This is a genomic window from Paenibacillus sp. Y916 (assembly GCF_056786435.1).
Genome location: NZ_JBXCJA010000002.1, coordinates 164648 through 186601, shown reverse-complemented (window position 1 = coordinate 186601; position 21954 = coordinate 164648). Strand labels below are relative to the sequence as shown.

Here is a 21954-nt window from a genome sequence, read left to right as displayed (position 1 = left end):
CATAATTTATTGACTCATATGGTATACTTTGGGAGTAATGATCATTATATGAATGATAATAATAGGGTCGAACATTCAAAGTTAAGTCAACTACAGATGTAGATTGGTTATTGAAGTTCAGGTGCGAACCATAAGCACACATGAAATCTCTAGGGGGTTCGCACCTGAATATATCGGATATTGGCCCATAATTGGGTAATGCTGGATATAAAGATGGTGTTATAATTTGAATTATCACTTATTTTTGAAAAAGTATCATTGAAAATGTACCTTTTCGTGATCTTTTCGCAGTCGCACTCCGTATGGAGTGCGTGGATTGAAGTTGTCAATGATATGAAAGTTGCTGATGGACAAAATCTTCGTACTGTTAATCAATCTTGATAGTTGCAACTTCTTCTACTCAATGTCGTATTAGTTACAAAGGAGTGTGGTTATGGGTAATCAATTTTGGATAGCTATATTTTGTTTTGTATTGGCATTACTAGGATTTTTACATAATCGTAGGCGGCGCAAATAATGCGGCGTCTTTTTTTATGCGTTCTTGTCTTGTTGCGCCTTATGTGTCTTATTTGCAGTCGAACTACTCATTAATTAGTTCTGGACTTTCGTACATCGTACCGATAACTTCCCCGTCCTCTAAGTAAAGAAGGTGTAAGCCCATCAATGGTTCTTTACCTCTAAATAGTTGAAACATTCCACCATAGTATTGAACATTTAAATTTTCAGGTAATGGAGCAGAACTATCAAATCTTAGCTTGTTTACTTTGATGATATCTCCGTTATAAATTTCTTTGCTTCTCACAATTTCACCAGTAAATTGACCCATTGAGCTTAGTTCGCATTCAACAGGATAACCATCTGTATAAAGCATTGCTCTATCATTAATACCTTTTTCCAATTTGTATTCTTCCGTGTAGTCAACTTCGAACCATCCGTGACCATAATGCCAACTGTTAGTTTCCAGGCTAAAACCCTGAATTTTGGTTGTGTCATTTTCATTTCTCCTTTGCTTCGTAGATTGTGTCTACTGTGCACTATGCTTCGTCGCACTCTGTATGGAGTGCGTGGATTGAAATGAATCCTGTTAAGATAGTTTACTTCATAGCAATCGTAGCCCACGTATGAACTCTGAACTGAAATGGTTAGATTTGGAGGGTTATGAAAGCTAACATAGATTATCGTCATTTATCATGTTATGGTAAAATAAGATATAACATAGGTAAAGGATTATATAACATGGAAGAGGAGTACAGAAATGGAGATAAGCCAGATTTACAAGGAGTTGAAGTCACTAATCCCGCTTGCGGAAATTCAGTGTCATGAAACTTTAAAGGATCATGTATATACCCAAATGGGTGGGAATGCGGATATTCGTGTTCAACCATCTACATATGACGAAGTTCAAAGTATCATTAAATATGCAGCAGAGCATAAGCTAACGATTACAACACTTGGGAATGGATCGAATGTCATTATTCGAGATGGCGGTATTCGCGGAATCGTTCTTCAGATGACCCAATTACAACAAATGACGGTTTCTGAACATACACTATGTGCTCAAAGTGGGGCATCCATTATACAAGCATCACGAATGGCCTTAGATGAGCACTTGACCGGACTAGAATTCGCTTGTGGCATACCGGGTACCGTAGGTGGTGCACTTTATATGAATGCTGGGGCTTATGGAGGGGAAGTTGCTGATGTTCTAATAGACGCTCTTGTCGTGGATTCTAGCGGGAACTTATTGACCATAAAGCGAGAGGATATGGCACTGGGTTATAGAAAGAGTATTTTTGCAGGTGGAATGTTTACTATACTAGAAGCAAGATTTAGCCTTCAACCTAGTGATCATACTTCTATAAAAGAAAAAATGGATGAATTAACACACTTGAGGGAATCGAAACAACCTTTGGAGTATCCTTCGTGCGGAAGCGTATTTAAGCGTCCTCCGAATCGGTTCGCAGGTCAATTAATCCAAGAGAGCGGCTTACAAGGCGTACGAATCGGTGGAGCTGAAGTATCAACGAAACATGCTGGATTTATTGTTAATGTAGATAACGCTACTGCAAGCGATTATATTGGTCTAGTTCATCATGTGAGAGACACCGTTAAAGCTAAATTTGATATCGATTTGGAAACGGAAGTTAAGTTTATTGGTGAAGAATTATAGAAAACTCACTTAAATAACGAGTCAACCTGATCAAGGCGGAATAGATGCACATCGAAGAAGCTACTGAATTTTCGGTAGCTTCTTCGGTGTGCAATTTCTATGATGATCCGGACATACTCAGTTGATTATTGTAGGTTTTAGTTCAATTGCTCAGTATCTCTGGAGAATAAATTTAATATTGAGTTAATCATTACTAGTATTAGATTTGATAATTCAAGTTTAATATAGAGCTGTAAGCATAAAAAGGAAAGGGTGATTCACCATGACAGCCATTGTTCTTTATAAAAGTCCACAGTTAGTGATTAAGGATGATCAAAGCCTCTCCCTTTCTCAACTCTCCAAGTTCATTCAAGATAATCCCCATGTTTACACGAATCAGAAATGTAAAGATACATTACGCGTTTTATTCGCTCATCCAGAAGCGGAATGCATCGTGGTCTGTAACGAAGAAGATCAACCTGTAGGACTTGTGAACTGCAGTAAATTTTATTTGCGATTAATCGGTCCTATGGGAATGGATAGTTTGTATATGGAACCTGTAACCAAGCTGATGGATCGGAACCCACTCATAGTAGAGGAGGGAACTCATGTTCAATCCATACGTGAGGAGTTAGATAGACGTCAGGAACATAGGCTTGGGGAATATCTCATGATGACAAAGCAAGGAAAACTTAGTGGTGTCCTTAAAGTATCAGATTTACTGAGCCTCTAATCTATTAAAACTATATTTTACACCTATAGGGCAAGGGTCAGGGCTGTCTCATCACGGACAGTTTTTTTGTTGTGTTTCTAGTTAAGATAATAGATGCCCCTTTCCCTGATGGAGTTACATACTATTTTTAAAGTTTGCATAATCAATAACAACAATTCGACCATTATTATCGATGTTGAAGTTTTTCCACCTCGGTTCATCATTTCTTCTGTTAGTTAAATCATTTGGTGCTATTCCCTCTCTTAAAAATTCATCTCGCAATTGGTGAACTAAACCCCTGTTTTTTTTAGTATCAGAAACTACTGACAAATTAATCTTCTCCATTACGCACCAGCCATGACCATGGTCTACCACTTTAGAAAGATAACTTTTTATCGTCGGTATTGAGGATTCATATAATAAAGCTTCCGATGCATTATCTTTTATACCCTTTATCGAATAGCCAATTTTCAATACAAAGCCGTTTTTTAGGTCAAATACAATCCTGCTTCTTCCTGTCCCAATTACTTTATAGGATAGCTTTAATTTACGCGAGGCTTGAGTAATACTGAATTGCTTCTGATAAGCATCCATTTTCTCTACTTTTTTAATCCACTTCACAATTGTATCCAGATCCCTTGTTTTTATATAATTCTCACTCATTACTACCATCCTTTCTGAAAAATAAACTATTAATATTATCATATTCAGGCGAGGACACGTTGTGAATCCTATGGACAATGGTTTTATCCAACTTCATGACTCCAACCATTTTGTAAGCGAATTAGATATTAAATAGTTATGTAAAAACAAACTGTTGCACAGCACCTCTTATATTATTTTGAATATATTAAATTGTACATTGATATAGAGGAGTGATATACGTGAAAGTAGATTGGGTGATTGTCGGTGCTGGATTTACAGGAGCTACTTTGGCGGAGAGGATCGCTTCTGAACTGAATCAAAAAGTATTATTGGTAGAGCAGAGAGATCATATCGGGGGTAACTCTTACGACTGCTATAATCAGGACGGCATTTTGATCCACAAATACGGTTCACACACATTTCACACCAACTCCTCTATGGTATGGAACTATCTTTCGAAATTTACGGAGTGGAGACCTTATTTTCATCATGTGTTAGCCGTAGTGGATGGCAAGAAAGTCCCTGTTCCATTTAATCTAAATTCTATCTATGCTCTTTTCCCTCAAAAGTACGCGGAAAAGCTTGAAGATTTGCTTATCCAACATTACGGTTACGGCGTGAAGGTACCCATACTAAAACTTCGGGAAAGCGCAAGCGGAGACCTCATCTTCTTGGCTGAATATATTTATAAAAAAGTATTTTATCACTATACCCTTAAACATTGGCAGTTGAAGCCGGATGAGTTGGATTCTTCAGTTACTGCGCGAGTCCCGGTTTATATTAGCAGGGACAATCGCTATTTCCAAGACACCTATCAAGGCATTCCGAAGCACAGCTACGCAGATCTCTTTAGTCGAATGCTAAAGAATCCTAATATTAGCGTTCTCTTGAACACGGACTATCGTGCAGTCATAGAAGATATTAAGTTTAAGCGCATGATCTATACGGGACCTATAGATGCTTTCTTTAATTACAAGCATGGGCGCCTCCCTTATCGTAGTCTTCGCTTCGAGTTCGAGACATTAAATCAAGAATATTATCAGGAGGCTGGAACAATCAATTACACGAATGAGTATGAATTTACACGCATTCTTGAAACAAAGCACCTCACTGGTCAAATCGCGCCGCATACAACAATCACCACTGTTTATCCGATGGAAGACAACCAGAATAACGAACCCTACTACCCCATTCCGCGCGCGGAGAACCGTCAGCTCTATGGCGAATATGTAAAGGAAGCGGAACAAATCAAAGATAAAGTTCTTTTTGCAGGGCGGCTGGCAGATTATAAATACTACAATATGGATCAGGCTGTAGCACGGGCGTTAACACTGTATAAACAAATAGCAGACAAGAGCATTTAATCTCATGACTTCATGATAATGTTTGTTAACAAAAAGGTTAATTAGGAGGATGAAACTCATGATCTGTTTTTCATTGGTAGCACATGAAAATGAGAAGGCTGTGATGGATCAAATAGAAAATATTCGTCGTTTTATTAGAGGAGACTACTTTATTGTATTATATAATGGGGGCCCGAACAAAGAATTCGGCAAAGAGGTCTGTCTAAAGTATAACGAAGTAAAGCTATGTCCTTATAGCAGTCCATTAAAAAACAGAAAAACCGGAAGAGTATTATATGATGTCACCAGATGGCTGAAGATTATGAATATTTCTTATGACTATCTAGTCTACTTGGAATCAGATACGATGTTTGTAAAAGATGGGTTTAGTAAATATATTTATAAAAAAATGAAAGGGTACGATTTTATGGGGCAGCATTGGAGAAAATATAATCCTAAAAAAGATTACCCAAGATCTCCGGGAACGAAGTCGATGTTTAAGGATTGGAAGCGGTGGAAGGAATATTTTAAAGAAAGTTATTTTTGCAAAACATCGAACCCATTTCAAACTTATAGTTATACAATAATCCAGAAGATCCTGAAGATAGTTGATGGAGAGAAATTAGAAAAACTATTAGCCAAAAGTCCGGTAGAGTCATTGGGCGAGATGATCTTTCCAACATTAGCAAAGAAATGTGGTGCTAAAGCACGCACATATCCCATATCTTTCAAACAATATAATCGATGGAAACCTATGCTTAGTAAGAAAGATGTAAAAAAGGCGCTGAAAAAAGGGGGGGTTATGTTTGTTCATCCGGTTAAAAGCGATCGTGTCCGCGATTGGGTTATGAAAAACGCAAAATAATTGGAAACTCCGCATTTGCGAGACGTTACTTCGCATATGTGGAGTTCTTTTGATATTTATCTTGATGTTATATAAGACAATTCCCATCATCACAGCTATCTCCAGCACCGCCTACAACGGTAATCGGGTGAGCATCAATCCAAGCTTGACGAAGGGCATCAAGGAATACTTCAGTTGATTGTGCTCCAGATATTGCAAATTTTTCATTAGCAAGTACAAATGGAACACCACTCACTTGTAGAGATTGTGCACGACTCTCATCGGAGCGAACTTCTTCAGAATACTTGTCGCTCTCTAAGATTTGTCGAGTTTCAGTCTCCTTGAGACCAGCCTTCACAGCCACTTGAAGAAGAGCATCGATGTCACTAACTAGCAAACCTTCAGTGAAATAGGCATGATACAGTTGCTCACTAACTTCTTCCACAAGCCCTTGAGCGGCAGCATAGTGGATTAGTCGATGGGCATCAAACGTGTTACTAGATTTCATAAGATCAAATCGATACTCAAGTCCATCTTTCGCAGCTAGCGTTGTAATTTGAGCCATCATTTGTTTCACTTCATCTACTGATCTACCCATCTTCTTAGATAAGGAGTCAATAAGATCCTTACCTTGACGTGGTGTGGATGGATCAAGCTCGAAACTACGCCAGATGACCTCGATCTCATCACGATGTTCGAATTGAGATAATGCTTTCTCAAACCTTCTTTTTCCTATATAACACCATGGACATGCAATATCAGACCAGAATTCTACTTTCATTGTCATAATGTAACCTCCTCTATACTTTCTAACTATCATCATAATGATTACAGATCAAGAAATCAAGCTTTAGTCAGATCTGGTTAAATAACATTGACAAGCTATTGCATATGATCTACTATTTCGGAAATGGAGGTTATTTGCGCGTGAGAAAGTGGGTTTATTAAAGTGGATGGGATGCGGAAGATGGTGTTAAATAGCTCGAACAGATTTATCCAGATGTCATGGTTACGATTTTTATTGAAATGGATCTTCTTTGGTAGCGTTGTTGGCTTATTAACAGGAAGTGCTTCAGCGATATTTCTGATGAGTCTTGATTATGTAACTGACGTCAGGTTAACGAATCCATGGTTGCTATTCTTATTACCATTGGGTGGAGCTTTCGTAAGTTACCTGTATTATACATACGGTAAGAATAGTGCTAAAGGCAACAATCTGATCATTGAACAAATCCAAGGGAGGGGATATGAGCCTGTTCCTTTAAGATTGACTCCGTTAGTTTTATTGGGGACATTAGTAACCCATCTACTGGGTGGTTCGGCAGGACGAGAAGGTACAGCGGTTCAGATGGGGGGGAGTCTGGCAGAGCAATTCGGCAGATGGCTAAAGGTTGGACCCGTAGACCGCCAAATTCTGTTGATGTGTGGGATTAGTGGAGGCTTTGGATCGATATTCGGAACACCGGTAGCGGGAGCCGTCTTCGCACTAGAGGTAATCGTTCTAGGTAAGATGAGATATGATGCGTTAATACCTTGTTTCATAGCAAGTTTTACTGGAAATTGGGTTGCGATGAATTTATGGGGCGTTACACATGTTCAATTCCAAATGGGGACTGTTCCTTCAATTACATTTATAGTATTACTGAAAGTTATTGTTGCATCAATTTGTTTTGGCTTAACGAGCATGTTCTTCAGCGAGTTAACGCATTTCTTCAAAAAAACCTTTGCATCCATCTTTCATAATCCGATGATTAAAACTGCTGTTGGAGGGATCATCATTATCCTCATGGTATATGTAGTTGGATCCCGAGATTACTTAGGGTTAGGAGTCCCATTAATTTCTCAATCTTTCGAGGGGGACGTTCATCCGTTCGCATTCCTGGGGAAACTGATCTTCACATCGGTTACTCTGGGAGCAGGATTCCAAGGTGGTGAAGTGACACCGTTATTCGCCATGGGTGCCACACTTGGGAATTCGTTAGCTGGGGTGCTTCAACTATATGCGCCTTTTCTAGCTGCATTAGGATTCATTGCTGTATTTGGTGGTGCAACGAATACCCCTCTTGCTTGTTTTCTAATGGGGATTGAGTTATTTGGTGCTGAGGGTGCCCTATTTATGTTTATCGCGTGCTTGGTAAGTTACATATTCTCCGGAAATTCAGGGATATATACTTCCCAAATGAAAGGAAAGTGACTAACGAGGCCTTTGCTTATATAGCCCGGCATAGAGTAAATGGACTTTAACATCGATCGTTTGGAGAGTATCTTCTGTTAACAAGAAGGTATTATCCAAATGTGGATATATTTCATGAAACTTTCGAGGATTAGAACGAAAAAGCGACTCTTCCAATCTTAAAACATCACATTTTTGCTCTACACCCTTTTTATAGGTGTTCTTTATTTCTGATACAATCGCCTTTTCCACTTCTTTCTCAACAGTATTTTCGGTAAATGGTTCTTGCATTTCTTCGATAAGAGCTTGCGCTGTAATTTTAATATTGTATTTAACTTCATTACCTACAATCTCTGGGGTAATAGTGAAATGAGGTTTGCGTAATAGGATCGTTGCAGTTGGAATGCCTTCGTCAGGAATGGTAATGGGTGTTCTTACGAGTTTCCTTTGTATCCAACGTGATCCTTGAAGATCATCCTCAGACAGCCAACCGGTAAATTTATAATTTTTCAGGAAATAAGCTCCGTTAATTTTCAGTAACGATTTTTTAGCATTATCTTCATGCCATGTACCTGTATCAATAGAAAGGGATGGTAGCTTTGTAGATAGAGCCGGTTCGTGCAGATTAGCAAGCAATTCATTAATATAGATGGGCTTAATATATGACCGTTGGGTGTAGACATCATTGGGAGTACTCATGATCGTCTCGATGGGAGAGAGGTTAAGAATTGATTTCTGGGTTAGGATATTGTGTAAAGGCTCTTTTGTACCGTATACCAGAACGGTATACCTGAATTCTCGATAGCGGAGCAAAGAATCCTCGACACCTTGAATACCGTGTTTCAATAAATTCTCCGAGAAGATAATGGCCTTGACATGACCCCAGTACAATCTTTTCTGTGATGTTTGATAGAGTGAGATTAAGGATTCTATGACGGTCTCTCCTTCACCCTTTCCAATCCAAGTAGGTATATTCTTACCTAGTTCTGCTCCTTCCGTCTTGGCAACATTGCTGAAATTAAGAGCTTGCACATAGGAGATGTACTTCCCATCAACATAGTCATAACCAATCGCGGTAACATAGATCATATTTTGGATTTCCTTGGTATTCCAGCATCCTGATAACAATGCCATTAGCATAAGCGACGATATAATCCTTCTACAATACATCATGTGGGATCTTCCCCTTGATGATCAGAGTCAATTGTGTGTAAATCACTGGGTCTATTTTTTGTTTTAATCCAAGGCAAACGAAAGAGGGTACTTATCATATCTTTATAAATGGGTGGTGAAAGAGGAGACAAGTATGGCACTCCGAAGCTCTGTAACCTAGACATGTAAATAACAAGAAGGATAGAGCCTAACATTAGTCCATATAAACCTAATAAAGCTGATAAAAAGAATAATGCTAATCGCACAATGCTAACCATGGAACTTAAAGTTTGATTAACTAATGTTACACCTGACACCGCTGTAATCGCCCCAACAACAACGACAGATGGTGACACTAGACCAGCTCGAATAGAAGCATCACCAATAATTAGCCCTCCAATGACAGTCAGGGTCTGTCCAATTGAACTAGGTAAACGGACGCCTGCTTCGCGAAAGATCTCGAGCAGAATAATAAGTAGGAACATTTCTAAGGGGGCAGGGAATGGAATTCCTAACCTTGCGGTGGCTACGGTAGCCATAAGATAGAAAGGAATCTGATCCTGATGTAATCCAGTTAAAGCTATCCAAAACCCTGGAAGTAGAATTGACAAGAAGAAACTAACCGCACGGATGATCCGAACAAAAGAAACATAATAAAAATTGAAATGGATATCTTCTGGTGATTTCAATAACAATGTGAATGTTCCCGGTCCAATTAACACCATAGGACTGCCATCAATAACAATGACAAATCTTCCGTTTAGTAAGCAATTTACTGTGAAATCTGGACGACCGGTAAAGTCAAGTAATGGAAAGAGAGAATACTTGGAATCAGATAGCATTTCTTCAAGCTGACCAATACTATATATTCCATCGACATCAATATTGTCTAATCGTTGTTTGACTTCCTTCAGAATCTTGGGAGAGATAATATCATCGAAATACAGTAAACCAACTTTGGTCTTAGTTCTTGTTCCCAGAATATAACTCTCGTAACAAAGTGACTTACTCCGTATTCGTTTGCGAATAAGGGCAACGTTGACAACGATGCTTTCTACAAAACCATCTTTAGGACCTTTAATGGATATTTCTGTGCTTGATTCCTCAGGAGATCTTTGTGGAAGTTGACTCATATTGAAAGTGAAGAAAGAATGAATATGCGGAATTAGAATCATCAGATTTCCTTCAAATAATAACTCACAGAGGATTTCCTCAGAGACATTTTTCTCTAGTGGTTCAAGTTGTAGCTCTCCAAACATTTTACCTTTATGAATAACAAACTCATTATTTACTCGATACAACGATTGTAGTTCTGGCAGGACAGTACGGCTAATAAGACTAGATTCTACCGTGCCTTCACTATATATCAATACTACAGTAGATGATTCGGACTCATCAAATTGATGTGTAAAGATGATGATATCTTTTGATTTCTCAAATAAATCTCTTATTTTCTGTTCAGTCCAATTCAATTCTGCATCTTCCTTAGAGAAATTCAATTCACTTCCCCCTTTGGTGGTTTAGTAAATAACGCAATATAGAGCCATATAATTGAAAGAATCACATTTATCCATAAGGAAACAGGAACATATACTTTAAAGCTCCATTGATAAAATGTTTCCTGATTGATGGGTAAGAGGCTTAGTAGTATATAGCTTGTCGCAATGAGAAGAAGGAAACGAGTCCGCATGACCTGATTTGTAAAGGGAAGTAGATCAGACAGTAGAAATTGTACAAGACTAATTCGAATAGTGGCACCCGCTAACCATTGGAATATGGAAAGGAAGTCTACATGTTCGATATACTCACCTAGCTTGACGAGACGCCATTGCTCGTAAGGTGATACGAATTGTTTGGCTGCCTCAATAGGTCCGAATTCAGTGATGGCTCCAACGATTGGTCCAAGGGTTATGCCTAGAAGGAAAACTCCGAGTATGATGAGCTGCCAGAAACGTATCTTTGTTTTTAAATGATGTTGTAACACGATGAGGACAATTAATTCTGTGAATGCCCCTCCCATATACACGAACCCTTCGAATACAGGTCCCCAACCATGTTCTACGAAAGGTCTTAATAATGCGTAGTTTATCTGAGATGTATTTGCTACGGATACGAATATCCCGAGAGCCATGACAAATGGCAGTAAAATTCCGGCTCCTATGGCAATCGTCTGGATTCCTAATTTAGCACAGTAAAAGCAAGTAAGTACTAATGGAACAATGAGTACAAGTCTTGGTGTAGCAGGTAAATAACCAAGAAAAATCCATGTGACGGTATGGAATATCGTAGCTCCGCCAATCAAGTATAGTTGTATACAGACTGGAATGATGATGATCCAAGCTATAATCGGATTTGTACGTTCAATAAGCCATGGAAGTAATTTCTGTTGTCCTGATTTCTTCATAATAATGACAATAATTGCACACCAAGGTAGACAAACAAGCGAGGACAGTAACACAGTGATCCATGCATCTCTTCCTGATGCATCTAAGAGCATAGGATTGATAATGACGTGGGTCATCAGTCCATTCATTAACAACAGGATCATAGCTACTTGTAAAAAACTTATTTTACCGATTGAAGAATTCACTTCTGTATCCCCTTCATACATAGCATCTTATTCCTGCTGTGTAGCATACCCGTAATTTTAATTAATATGTGAAGGATTGGACAATTTGGATTTAATATAGATAGTTACGATAATGATTATCAATATCATGCATCTAGAAAGGAGATATTCAGTGTTACGTTGATTTTTTTATATTATCAGCCATACAAGTGGCTGTTTCCTATTGGGGTAGTCGCAACGATTTAGTAGTCGCTGGGGGTACGTATAGTAGATTACATGATGCTCAATTCAATTTTGATGTATGACGATTTGAACAACCTCATATAATGAATAAATTAAAATTTTGGAGGGATTCATTTGCTTATTCAGACTAGAACGATTGTGGTAGAGATGGGTAATGCAGAGAAGGTTGTTTAAAAATTTAGCCAAGAAAGTCCAGTAGAAGGTATGGATGGGCTAATAGATATTAGTATTCTCGTGAAAAAATAAGTAAAGAAAATGAAGAGGTTATGATCATGATTCGCTGGGAATCGGAGGAAGCATGGAAGAATTGGGAGAAAAGTGATGTTCATATCCAAGGTCATCGCCAAAAGAGAGGGAATGTTACGCCTGAGTATATCATAAGCACAACAGTGGGTATGTATGAGACCAAGAAGATCAAGCGTGGGGGAAGCATTTAATAATCAGTAAGAGATCTTATATGTCTAGTAAAGTGAAGAATAGAAAGACCCGTGTTGGCATAAGTGAAATGCGAACACGGGACTTTGGTTTATCGTCCATGGAAATATTGGATAATAGGTTCATTGTGTACTTACCCGTTTGTAGATCATCAACAGTCATTTCTATCAATTTTCGCCGAGAGAACTCCCACAAGATGTTCTTCCTTTCCTAAATCTTAAAAGGTATAATAAGAATAGAACATATATTCGCATTATACAAGTTGGAAGGGGGTGAAGTTTTGTCAGATTCAAAGTCAATGTACAGAACTCATCAAGTGTGGATTAAGCCGGGACATCGCTTGTTTGCACACCTCGATCAAGCATGTCAGGATGCTAAGAACTTGTATAACACGACCAACTTTTACATCCGACAGATTATTACCGCCTTTGGGAAGAATGAGCCACTACAGCCGTTGCAACAGGAAGTTCTCGACACGCTGGCATCGCATATTGACGTCATGAACAAACGACGAAGTGAAAAAAACCGTTCCCATCCGTTCAAGCTACCCTCGCAAGAGAGTCCCTTTATTCATTACAATTTCTTGGACGCTTTGTTCAAAGTGATGAATCAAATCGATTATCGAGCGCTCCCGACGCAGTGTAGTCAGGGAATCATGAAAGTAGTGTTCCACAATTGGAAAGCCTTCTTTGCCAGCATCAAGGACTACCGCCAACATCCTGAGAAGTACAATGGCAAGCCTAATATTCCGGGATACGCTCGGAATAAAGTAAAGGAAGTCACGTTCTCCAATCAGGACTGTGTGATCAAAGAACGAAAATTTCTCAAGTTTCCAAAGACCAAGCTGCAACTGAACATCGGTAAGCTGGGTTATACCGACGGACAACTGATGCAAGTGCGTGTCGTTCCAAGGCATGGGCAATACGTGATTGAATTGATCTTCACTTATCCGATCCAACAGAAAGAAGCGGTACAAGAACATGTGCTGGCGATTGATCTTGGCGTCGTCAATCTTGCAACCATCGTCACGACCACCGGAGCGAAACCGATCATCGTGAAGGGCAAGATTGTTAAATCGATCAATCAGTATTACAACAAGATGAAAGCGCACTATACTGGCATTCTTCGCCAAGGCAAGGAACCGCGAGAAGGAGCGCATACGTCTAGACGCTTAGAACGGCTCCATTTGAAGCGCCACCGTAGGATCAAAGACTTGTTCCACAAGGCAAGTCATCAGATTATTACGTTGGCAGTGAAGAACAACATCGGCACGATCGTCATTGGTCATAACGATGGATGGAAGCAATCTCCTGGAATCGGACGGCGAAACAATCAGTCCTTCACTCATATTCCCCATCAGATGCTCATCCGGATGATGAAGTATAAGGCAGCAGAAAAGGGAATTGTCGTTATCCTGACCGAAGAGGCGTATACCTCGAAAGCCAGCTTCCTGGACCAAGACCCGTTGCCGAGGTATGGTGAAGAGGGTACATGGATCTTCTCAGGTAAACGGATGTATCGCGGTCTGTATAAGAATACGAAGGGCTTGATTCATGCCGATGTGAACGGCTGTGAACGGCGCAGCCAATATTATGCGAAAAGTATTCCCAAACGTATCCGCCAAAGGAGCGAATGGGATAGAGGGGTTGGATGGTAACCAGACCATCAACGTGTCAACTCCACGGGTGTTAAGAATCCTGAAATAAATGGGATGATACATCAGAAACCCCCACTTCAGCCGAAGAGACAGCGTTGGTAAGTGGTGGGAGTATTCATGTACTTCTTAGCAAATTAAGTAAGGGTCTGCGGTATCGCTTTAAAATAAAACGTAGTATAAAATATGCCACTACCGAGAATAGGATACTGTTTATTATCGATCCTTCTATGAAATAAAGACTCATGTTGCCAAGTTCACTAAAATGATAGGCAGATTCAGAATAATCGAGTTCCGTAATCGGGGTATCCATAATTTCATCAATCTGCACCGAAGGAGAAGTGAACAAACTCATAACTATAGTACCGACTATATAATTTAGATAGAACAATAAAGGCCATATCACCGTTCCGAAAGCCCCCGCAATAATAGCTGCAACTAGATTTCCTCGTAGTAATTTAGCAAGACCAAGAGAAAGGAACAGTCCTAGACCGAATGTAGGAAACCAGCAGTGAAAGAATCCAGCTAAAAAACCAATGACAACTTGATGATCTGAATTTTTGATTCGAAGCAACTTTAAACAGTTATATTTCAATTTCCGAAGAAGATTTAATTTCATCATTACATTCCTTTACAGGCGAGATCAATATTTGTCCATTCTATCATTAAATAGGTAATAGTTATACCGTGAAGCCTAATAATGGGAGAAGTATCGTTGTTTAATTGACACTGATAATCATTATCAATTATAATGAAAGAAACAAATGACTCATGAGGTGATGATTAATGATAAATAAGTTTGCAGTTATCTATGCAAGTTTAACAGGAAATACGGAAGAAATGGCCGAACTGATCGCTGATGGAATTCGTGAATCAGGAGCAGAAGTTGAGTTGAAAACGGTTGAGAATAGTCATGCGGAACAACTGCTTGAATATAGAGGGTATTTATTAGGTGCTTATACGTGGGGTGATGGTGAAATGCCAGATGAATTTTTAGATTTCTGTGATGAAATGGATGAGGTTGACTTACAGGGAAGTCGAGCAGCCGTATTCGGAAGCGGAGATACTGGTTACGATATCTATTGTGGAGCTGTGGATCAATTGGAGGATAAGCTTAGAACCTGTGGTGCAATGTTGCTTCAGGAAAGCCTTAAGGTTGAGTATGGTCCGAGCACGGATGAAAAAGTCCTTTGTCGCGAATTTGGAAAAAGCTTTGCGGAAGCATGTATGGCCGTTATTAATGATTGTGAGAATACCGCATAGGGAAAACCTATTAGAATGATCTGTTTTATATATTTCCGTTTGTCATAAAATAACTGTAACATACAGGATAACTACAAGCGGGATTTGACTGATTATTCGAAAAAGGGAGGTTCTAAGATGAGTGATTCAATTAAAAAGAAATTTGATGAAGTGGCAAAGGACTATGACTTACAACGCAGGAAGTTAATTCCCTGTTTCGATGATTTCTATGGCGTGGCTATGGGATGTGTTCATGTTGAGAAGAAGACTCCTAGAATCTTGGATTTAGGTGCAGGAACGGGACTATTCGCATCTTATGTTCGACAACAATACCCAGAAGCAGAATTGACATTGATAGATTTAAGTGAGGAGATGCTTAAGGAGGCACGGGTCAGATTCCGAGATGATCCTAAGGTGAAATATATTTCAGAAGATTATACGACATATTCTTTCGATGAGGAAGGGTATGACGCTGTTATTTCATCGCTATCCATTCACCACTTATCTCATCAAGATAAAAGAACTCTTTTTCACAACGTATATCGCCTCTTAACAGATGGTGGAATCTTCGTTAACGCCGATCAGGCAGCGGGTGCGTCTTTCGATCTCGACAATCGTTATAAAGCAGAATGGGAAGCTACGATCCGCAAGAGTGGACTATCCATTCAAGTGGTTGAATCCGCAATAGAACGAAGAAAACTAGATATAAATGCATCTGTAGAAGATCAGCTAAAGTGGTTACTCGACGCTGGGTTCGCAGAAGCAGATTGTGTTTACGAATATAATGAATTCGCTGTGTTCTTCTCACGTAAATAATCAATCATTGCTTGTTCTAAGTTATATCCCCGAACTATCTAATCATAGTTCGGGGATATTTTTGTTCCTAGAAGGACAAAACAAGAGGTGTAATGAAGTGACCTTTTGAACAACCCCTATTTACTCACCGGCAATTCTTATCTAGGACATATGGAGAGGATGATAATGATGAACAAACGATACATAAATTTTCTGCTAGTACTGATCGTGGTGTTGGTTGTGGCTTGCGGGAATAATGTCAATAACAATAAGACTTCTGATTCAACGGAACATAACAGCTTCGATAGGATAAAAGAAAGCGGTAAGCTTCGTATTGGGACGGAAGGGACGTACGCACCTTTCTCCTATCATGATGCTAATGGTAAGTTGACGGGTTTCGACGTAGAAATTGCAGAGGCGATAGCTAAGCGTATGAACGTACAACCTGAGTTTATTGAGGCACAATGGGACGGACTTTTTGCAGGAATGGATGCTAACAGATTTGATGTTATTTTTAATGAGGTATCCATCAATGACGAACGGAAAGTCAAATATGACTTCTCCGACCCTTATATTGTCTCTAAGGCTGTGCTCGTCGTACGATCAGACAACGAAGATATTAAGTCATTTGCTGACTTGAAGGGTAAAAAATCTGGCCAATCGCTTACAAGTAATCTATCTGGTATAGCTCGTGAGAATGGTGCGGAGATTGTAGCTACGGATGGGTTCAATCAGTCGGTTGACCTACTCACCTCAGGACGTATTGATGCAACGATTAATGACGGCTTATCTTATCTGGACTTGAAGAAACAAAAGCCGGATGTGAAGATTAAAAAAGTTGACGAAATAGAGAATGGCTCACACAGCGCAGCGGTATTCCTAAAAGGAAATGATGAGCTGATTAAAGCAGTCAACAAAGCACTTGCCGAAATAAAGGATGACGGAACATATCTACAAATTTCTAATAAATACTTCGGTGCGGACGTTTCTAAATAACAGGGGACTATGGATGAAAGCTTGCCAAAAGTCCAAGAAGGATGTCTGATGAATGGATGAGCGTAAAATACAGATAGTTATCGATTCGTTGCTGCCTCTGCTCAAAGCGGGGGTAGCTTTTACCATTCCGCTAACTTTGATTTCATTTGCTATTGGATTATTGCTGGCAGTATTAACTGCACTTGTCCGAATTTCCTCATGGACCACTCCAAAGCTGATCGCTCGTTTTTATGTATGGGTCATCCGGGGAACTCCGCTATTGGTACAGTTATTTATCATTTTTTATGGATTACCTGCCATTGGAATTATTTTAGAGCCGTTAACGGCTGCCATCATTGGATTCTCGCTTAGTGTCGGAGCCTATTCCTCAGAAATACTACGTGCTGCAATCCTTTCGATACCAAAAGGTCAATGGGAAGCTTCCTTCTCAGTCGGTATGACTCGTGGTCAAGCATTGCGCCGTGTTATACTGCCGCAGGCCACACGAGTGTCGGTTCCACCGCTTGCGAACACCTTCATCAGCCTAGTTAAAGACACATCACTTGCCGCAAGTATTACTTATATGGAAATGTTCAGAACTGCACAACAAGTCGTCGCTACAACTTACGAACCTCTGCTGCTGTATTGCGAAGTCGCTGTTATCTATCTGCTATTCTGCTCCGTATTGTCTGCTTTTCAAAATTACTTAGAGAGAAGGCTTGCTAGATATTCTGCAAGTTAAAGGAGGGAACCCGCTTGATTGAGATACTTGATTTGCATAAGTCTTATGGTCCGCTTGCGGTATTAAAGGGCATTGATCTGAAGCTTGAGCACGGCAAGGTACTTGTCATTATTGGTCCTTCAGGGTCAGGGAAAACAACGCTATTACGTTGTTTCAACCTACTAGAACTTCCTGATCGGGGTAGTATTGTATTCGGTGATACGAAGATGAACTTTACAGATATGAAGAAAGTGTCGGAACATCATGTTCTGGCACTGCGAAAAAGAACAGGCATGGTCTTTCAGTCGTATAATTTATTCCCACACATGACGGCGCTCGGTAACGTGATGGAAGGACCGGTCACAGTACAGAAGCAATCTAAAGGGGATGCTCGGAAGCGAGCTTTGGCGCTATTAGATAAGGTAGGGCTTGCTGAAAAGTCGGATTTCTATCCACACCAACTATCGGGTGGACAGCAGCAACGGGTAGCGATTGCTAGGGCGATGGCTGTTGATCCGGAGGTACTTCTGTTCGATGAGCCAACGTCCGCACTTGACCCTGAACTGGTCGGAGAAGTACTGAAGGTCATCAAGCAGTTGGCAGCAGAAGGGATGACAATGGTTATTGTTACCCATGAGATGAAATTTGCAGCTGACGTGGCGGATAAAGTTATTTTGATGGATGATGGCCTTATATTAGAAAAAGGCACTCCGCAGGATGTACTCATACATCCTAAAAGTACCCGCGCACTACAATTTCTTAACCGTCTAAACGGTGAAACGGAATAATGGCTGTCATAAACCCGAATAGATGTCTTTGATATAATTCAAGGTTTCAATATGTTTAATGACGTTGTTACCCAGTGTTGTAAGAACAAATAAGAAAATAATTGCTATCAATCCTTTTCTTATAAAGACGTGATTGATCTGCATGATGAACCTTGCAGCGAGCAGGAAAAAGACGAATAAATAATGTCCCGCATATAAGTACAAATCAAACTTAAACACAGCAAGACCGAAGCCTACAATAATATGTAGAAGAATCGCGAAGAAAATGTAAGGGACCAGCGTCCATGTTTCTCTAGATTTAATTCCTTTGATAAATCCAAGCACTGCCAGAATAATAAGAGTGAAACCAATAATGGTGACATACAACGGATAAGGACGCGTTAGATCGGTTACGAATGCCATAATTCCCGTATCAACTAGCATCATGTCGGGTGACAGTATAGGACTGATCACTAACATATAGATAGCTTTCCAATGTTGACTGAATACAAAGGGGGCAGCATAGCTAAATCCACCGTTATTGAGACCTGTTATCCAGTTATTAATCCATGTCTGGCCTTCGAATAATACAGACTGCAATAAAGTAAATAGGACAACGAGCACCAGGAAGGTTAAAAGGATAGAGATGAATTTTTTGAACGTCTTGCTATCGCGCCTGTCGATCATGTTAAAGAACAAAGCTCCTATAAATGGGACGATGTTGGTCGAAGTTGCGGCAAAGTTAAGTAGTGCGAATGAAGCGCTAGGTAGAACATACGTCTTGGCAAGAACTCTGCTGTATTGCAAATACAGTACGGACAAGATGATAATAAATTGGACATAAGAATAAGAGTCTGGAATCATGGCCGTGAAAATATTGTATGAACTTACGCCGAAAAAAGTTGCAAAGAGCACAGCCAATACATTGTCCGAGCCGCTTTTACGTAAGTAATAATAAATCATGACAACGCTGAGCGCATTGATAACAGATTGGATCACTAGAAAGAATAGATTTCCGAATAAAAATTTAGAAAAATACAATAATGGACCGGATAAAAAGTTCATCAATGGATGGATAATGGAAGAATTGCCCGAACCGTAATACATAGAAGGATCGAAATTGAAAATGTTAAATACGAAGGGTGCACCATAAAAAGGGCTATAGCCTGCTAAATCAGCCATGTTCTGTTTCATATACATCAAAAACGGAACATTGTTACCGAAATAAAAAAGAAGAAAACCGATAAACAGCCAACAAGCTTTGTAATTATCCTTCTTATTCTTCATTAAATAGCTCGAGAATACCATGAGTTTCCACCAATCATGTTTATTTTTGGCAAACCGTTCACAAAACCAATAAGATTAAACCGGAAATGATAAAAGCAACACCGGCAATTTTATAGATCCCAATGCCTTCTTTGAAAATCCATTTGGCAAATATCAAAGTCCAGATAAATGTGAAGGCATTGGCCGGAAGTACAAAGGTAAGGGGAAGCTCTTTTAACAGGTAAATATTGAGAAGCGCACCGATACCATAGAACATAAACCCGGTTAAAAGATAGAAAACTTTTCTTCGGAGTGTGAAATATTTGAAAAAAACGCTACCTAGTGACCCCATTAATGTCATCATAAGTAGTAAGCCGACAAGCCAATTATTTATCATAGGATGTTAATGTCACTCCGATCCCTAATAATGCAATAGCTAATGTGTTCTTCAAGGTAATATCTTCACCAAGAAACAGTTGGCCGTAAATCAAAGCAAAGATGTAACTAATGCACATTAAAGGGTAGGCTACAGACAGTTTTTCCATGGAAAAAGCTTTGAGCATAAATACAGCACCTAATCCGTAACAAAGAAATCCGATTGCCATGTATAGGAGATTGAAATGACCCCATTTCCAAAAGAGCTGCCCTGTGGCTGTGAGAAATGCGGAGATGATCATCAAGACTTTACCAGCGTGGCGATAACCTATCTGTTCCATTTAAGCACCTCCAAGTCCGGACTATGTAGGTTAATCAAGTATCTATTCTTTACTAACCGAAACATCGGTAAATCCGATAACGAATCAGAATACGCGCAGGAATGTTCATAATCAATTTGGAGTCCGGCGTTTTTTAAATACTGGCTAATACGTATCGTTTTCTCTTCACCCTTGCAGTTGTTACCTTCGATTACATGTGTGTAACGCCCATTATTCTGGATGAGTTGGGTTCCGATAACTTCGTCTACATAAGGTAACTTCTTGAAGTACTTCAAATAAGCATGTGGGGAGGCGGACACGAGTAGCACGTGATAACCATTTTCTTTTCTATTCTTCAATTCTTTCATGGCATCTTGATAAATATAGGGTACTAGGACAGAATCATAAAAGTGTTCCAGATCGGATTCCTCCAAAAAAGAGATCGCATGAAAATAGGATGATTTAACTTTTTCTACTTGTATAAGCCTCAGCTTGTACAACAATGTTTTTAATCCGATTTCAAACAACTTCACAAATGCCAAAGGTCTTTTCTTGATCCCATACCATACGAACAGAAACATCGAATCTTTACTAATAATCGTTTTGTCGATATCAAACATTGCAATTTTAGTGTACATGATTAATCCCTCTATGCTTTAAAAAGTTTATTCGAACAATGCTAAAATAAATACGACGCTGATGACATACAAAATAACGGTAACCAAAATGGGCTTATCCTCGAATAATACTTTGTCTGGAGAACCGCCCTTATTTTCAATATGAATTAAGTATAAATATCTAAAAATACCGTAAATCACTAATGGTATGGTCCACATCAAATGGATCGTACGTCCTGAGGTGAAGGTAAACAAGGAATAACTGATAATAGTAGCCGTGGTAACGATGCTGTTGAGCTGATCGAGTAACGGGAATGAATATTTTTCTAGCACTTTCCGGTGTGTAATTTTATCATTATCAAGTAGAAACAATTCATGTCTTCTCTTACCAATGGCCAGGAACAAGGAAAGTAGCATCGTGCAAATTAAAAACCAAGGGGTAAAAGGTACATGAATAACGAGTCCGCCTGCAATGGCACGGAGCACGAATCCAGCAGCGATGACCATAATATCAATAATGACCACATGCTTAAGAATGAAGGAATAAGCAACATTCAATGCGAAGTAGACTATTAACAGTACAGTGAACAGTGGATTCTGAAAATACGATACAATTAATGAAGCAACTAAAAGAAACCCACCAAATGTTAAAGCCACATAAGGGTTAAGCGCCCCAGATGCCATCGGTCGATTCTTCTTAGTTGGATGATTTCGATCTGCCTCTCTATCTACATAATCATTTAATATATAGACACATCCAGATATGAAGCTAAACAGAAAAAATCCTAATAACGTATTCAAGAAAGCTGAGAAGTTGATCTTTTCGAAAGAAAATAGAAGGGCAGCAAAAATGAGTAGATTTTTCGTCCACTGTTTCGGTCTTAATTGAAAGATTAGAAGTTTTGTTGTTAAATACAATTGTTTACCTCTTTCTGTATGAAAGCCAACGGCTAAGAA

General features: G+C 39.4%; 23 protein-coding genes and 1 pseudogene. 12 read left to right on the top strand and 12 right to left on the bottom strand.

Annotation, left to right across the window (positions count from 1 at the left end):
* Positions 1-580 precede the first annotated feature (580 nt).
* Positions 581-898, bottom strand: coding sequence for a YopX family protein (locus AC1TO9_RS04995; RefSeq protein ID WP_482053714.1), 318 nt, complete (start codon positions 896-898; stop codon positions 581-583).
* A gap of 357 nt (positions 899-1255) precedes the next feature.
* On the opposite strand from AC1TO9_RS04995, the gene murB reads away from it, so the two are divergent.
* Both murB and AC1TO9_RS04985 read left to right on the top strand, forming a co-directional pair.
* Positions 1256-2170 carry a UDP-N-acetylmuramate dehydrogenase gene (murB, locus tag AC1TO9_RS04990; RefSeq protein ID WP_482058545.1) on the top strand — a complete coding sequence of 305 codons (915 nt, stop codon included), beginning with the start codon at positions 1256-1258 and terminating at the stop codon, positions 2168-2170.
* A gap of 262 nt (positions 2171-2432) precedes the next feature.
* On the top strand, positions 2433-2882 hold the full coding sequence (locus AC1TO9_RS04985) for a CBS domain-containing protein (protein WP_482058544.1): 450 nt from the start codon (positions 2433-2435) through the stop codon (positions 2880-2882).
* Positions 2883-2996: 114 nt separating this feature from the next.
* Here the strand turns inward: AC1TO9_RS04985 and AC1TO9_RS04980 are convergent, their stop codons facing one another.
* Positions 2997-3524: a hypothetical protein gene (locus AC1TO9_RS04980; RefSeq protein WP_482058543.1), complete on the bottom strand. Its 528-nt coding sequence runs from the start codon at positions 3522-3524 to the stop codon at positions 2997-2999.
* 221 nt (positions 3525-3745) lie between these two features.
* Here AC1TO9_RS04980 and glf point away from each other — a divergent pair, with 221 nt between their 5' ends.
* Together glf and AC1TO9_RS04970 are read left to right on the top strand one after the other, a co-directional pair.
* A complete protein-coding gene (glf, locus tag AC1TO9_RS04975) occupies positions 3746-4870 on the top strand; it encodes a UDP-galactopyranose mutase (RefSeq protein ID WP_482058542.1) in 1125 nt (374 codons plus the stop codon).
* Between the two features lie 49 nt (positions 4871-4919).
* Positions 4920-5714: a hypothetical protein gene (locus AC1TO9_RS04970; RefSeq protein ID WP_482053709.1), complete on the top strand. Its 795-nt coding sequence runs from the start codon at positions 4920-4922 to the stop codon at positions 5712-5714.
* A gap of 67 nt (positions 5715-5781) precedes the next feature.
* On the opposite strand, the gene AC1TO9_RS04965 is transcribed toward AC1TO9_RS04970, so the two are convergent.
* A complete protein-coding gene (locus AC1TO9_RS04965) occupies positions 5782-6480 on the bottom strand; it encodes a DsbA family oxidoreductase (RefSeq protein ID WP_482058541.1) in 699 nt (232 codons plus the stop codon).
* A 213-nt stretch (positions 6481-6693) separates the two neighbouring features.
* Between AC1TO9_RS04965 and AC1TO9_RS04960 the strand changes: the two genes are divergently transcribed.
* Positions 6694-7887 carry a voltage-gated chloride channel family protein gene (locus AC1TO9_RS04960; protein WP_482058540.1) on the top strand — a complete coding sequence of 398 codons (1194 nt, stop codon included), beginning with the start codon at positions 6694-6696 and terminating at the stop codon, positions 7885-7887.
* Here AC1TO9_RS04960 and AC1TO9_RS04955 read toward each other — a convergent pair whose 3' ends face one another.
* From AC1TO9_RS04955 to AC1TO9_RS04945, 3 genes are read right to left on the bottom strand one after another with little or no spacing between them, the layout of a single operon-like run.
* Positions 7888-9036: a Ger(x)C family spore germination protein gene (locus tag AC1TO9_RS04955; RefSeq protein WP_482054463.1), complete on the bottom strand. Its 1149-nt coding sequence runs from the start codon at positions 9034-9036 to the stop codon at positions 7888-7890.
* The gene (locus AC1TO9_RS04950) at positions 9036-10517 is read right to left on the bottom strand and encodes a spore germination protein (RefSeq protein WP_482058539.1); all 1482 of its coding nucleotides are present in this window, start codon (positions 10515-10517) and stop codon (positions 9036-9038) included. The genes AC1TO9_RS04955 and AC1TO9_RS04950 overlap by 1 nt, the downstream gene beginning before the upstream one ends.
* Entirely contained in the window at positions 10514-11608 is a 1095-nt protein-coding gene (locus tag AC1TO9_RS04945) for an endospore germination permease (RefSeq protein ID WP_482058538.1), read from the bottom strand. The genes AC1TO9_RS04950 and AC1TO9_RS04945 overlap by 4 nt, the downstream gene beginning before the upstream one ends.
* A gap of 494 nt (positions 11609-12102) precedes the next feature.
* Between AC1TO9_RS04945 and AC1TO9_RS04940 the strand changes: the two genes are divergently transcribed.
* On the top strand, positions 12103-12267 hold the full coding sequence (locus AC1TO9_RS04940) for an antibiotic biosynthesis monooxygenase family protein (protein WP_482053704.1): 165 nt from the start codon (positions 12103-12105) through the stop codon (positions 12265-12267).
* 296 nt (positions 12268-12563) lie between these two features.
* Positions 12564-13971 (top strand): annotated as a pseudogene (locus AC1TO9_RS04935) (RNA-guided endonuclease InsQ/TnpB family protein).
* A gap of 66 nt (positions 13972-14037) precedes the next feature.
* On the opposite strand, the gene AC1TO9_RS04930 reads toward AC1TO9_RS04935, so the two are convergent.
* Positions 14038-14541 carry a DUF2062 domain-containing protein gene (locus AC1TO9_RS04930; protein ID WP_482058537.1) on the bottom strand — a complete coding sequence of 168 codons (504 nt, stop codon included), beginning with the start codon at positions 14539-14541 and terminating at the stop codon, positions 14038-14040.
* A gap of 167 nt (positions 14542-14708) precedes the next feature.
* Between AC1TO9_RS04930 and AC1TO9_RS04925 the strand changes: the two genes are divergently transcribed.
* The 5 genes from AC1TO9_RS04925 to AC1TO9_RS04905 all read left to right on the top strand — a co-directional run bounded on the left by AC1TO9_RS04925 (position 14709) and on the right by AC1TO9_RS04905 (position 18440).
* Positions 14709-15182: a flavodoxin gene (locus AC1TO9_RS04925; RefSeq protein ID WP_482058825.1), complete on the top strand. Its 474-nt coding sequence runs from the start codon at positions 14709-14711 to the stop codon at positions 15180-15182.
* Between the two features lie 117 nt (positions 15183-15299).
* Positions 15300-15977 carry a class I SAM-dependent methyltransferase gene (locus AC1TO9_RS04920; protein ID WP_482058536.1) on the top strand — a complete coding sequence of 226 codons (678 nt, stop codon included), beginning with the start codon at positions 15300-15302 and terminating at the stop codon, positions 15975-15977.
* Between the two features lie 165 nt (positions 15978-16142).
* Positions 16143-16952, top strand: coding sequence for an amino acid ABC transporter substrate-binding protein (locus AC1TO9_RS04915; protein WP_482058535.1), 810 nt, complete (start codon positions 16143-16145; stop codon positions 16950-16952).
* 52 nt (positions 16953-17004) lie between these two features.
* Entirely contained in the window at positions 17005-17673 is a 669-nt protein-coding gene (locus AC1TO9_RS04910; protein WP_482058534.1) for an amino acid ABC transporter permease, read from the top strand.
* A 14-nt stretch (positions 17674-17687) separates the two neighbouring features.
* Positions 17688-18440 (top strand): amino acid ABC transporter ATP-binding protein, encoded by a 753-nt coding sequence (locus tag AC1TO9_RS04905; RefSeq protein WP_482058533.1) that lies wholly within the window; start codon positions 17688-17690, stop codon positions 18438-18440.
* Between the two features lie 6 nt (positions 18441-18446).
* Here the strand turns inward: AC1TO9_RS04905 and AC1TO9_RS04900 are convergent, their stop codons facing one another.
* From AC1TO9_RS04900 to AC1TO9_RS04880, 5 genes are read right to left on the bottom strand one after another with little or no spacing between them, the layout of a single operon-like run.
* Positions 18447-19706 (bottom strand): DUF6080 domain-containing protein, encoded by a 1260-nt coding sequence (locus AC1TO9_RS04900; RefSeq protein WP_482058532.1) that lies wholly within the window; start codon positions 19704-19706, stop codon positions 18447-18449.
* Between the two features lie 58 nt (positions 19707-19764).
* Positions 19765-20049 carry an EamA family transporter gene (locus tag AC1TO9_RS04895; RefSeq protein WP_482058531.1) on the bottom strand — a complete coding sequence of 95 codons (285 nt, stop codon included), beginning with the start codon at positions 20047-20049 and terminating at the stop codon, positions 19765-19767.
* 22 nt (positions 20050-20071) lie between these two features.
* A complete protein-coding gene (locus AC1TO9_RS04890) occupies positions 20072-20401 on the bottom strand; it encodes an EamA family transporter (protein WP_482058530.1) in 330 nt (109 codons plus the stop codon).
* Positions 20389-21018 carry an HAD family hydrolase gene (locus tag AC1TO9_RS04885; protein ID WP_482058529.1) on the bottom strand — a complete coding sequence of 210 codons (630 nt, stop codon included), beginning with the start codon at positions 21016-21018 and terminating at the stop codon, positions 20389-20391. Before AC1TO9_RS04885 ends, AC1TO9_RS04890 begins: the two co-directional genes overlap by 13 nt.
* A 27-nt stretch (positions 21019-21045) precedes the next feature.
* Positions 21046-21915 carry a decaprenyl-phosphate phosphoribosyltransferase gene (locus AC1TO9_RS04880; RefSeq protein ID WP_482058528.1) on the bottom strand — a complete coding sequence of 290 codons (870 nt, stop codon included), beginning with the start codon at positions 21913-21915 and terminating at the stop codon, positions 21046-21048.
* Positions 21916-21954: the final 39 nt, after the last annotated feature.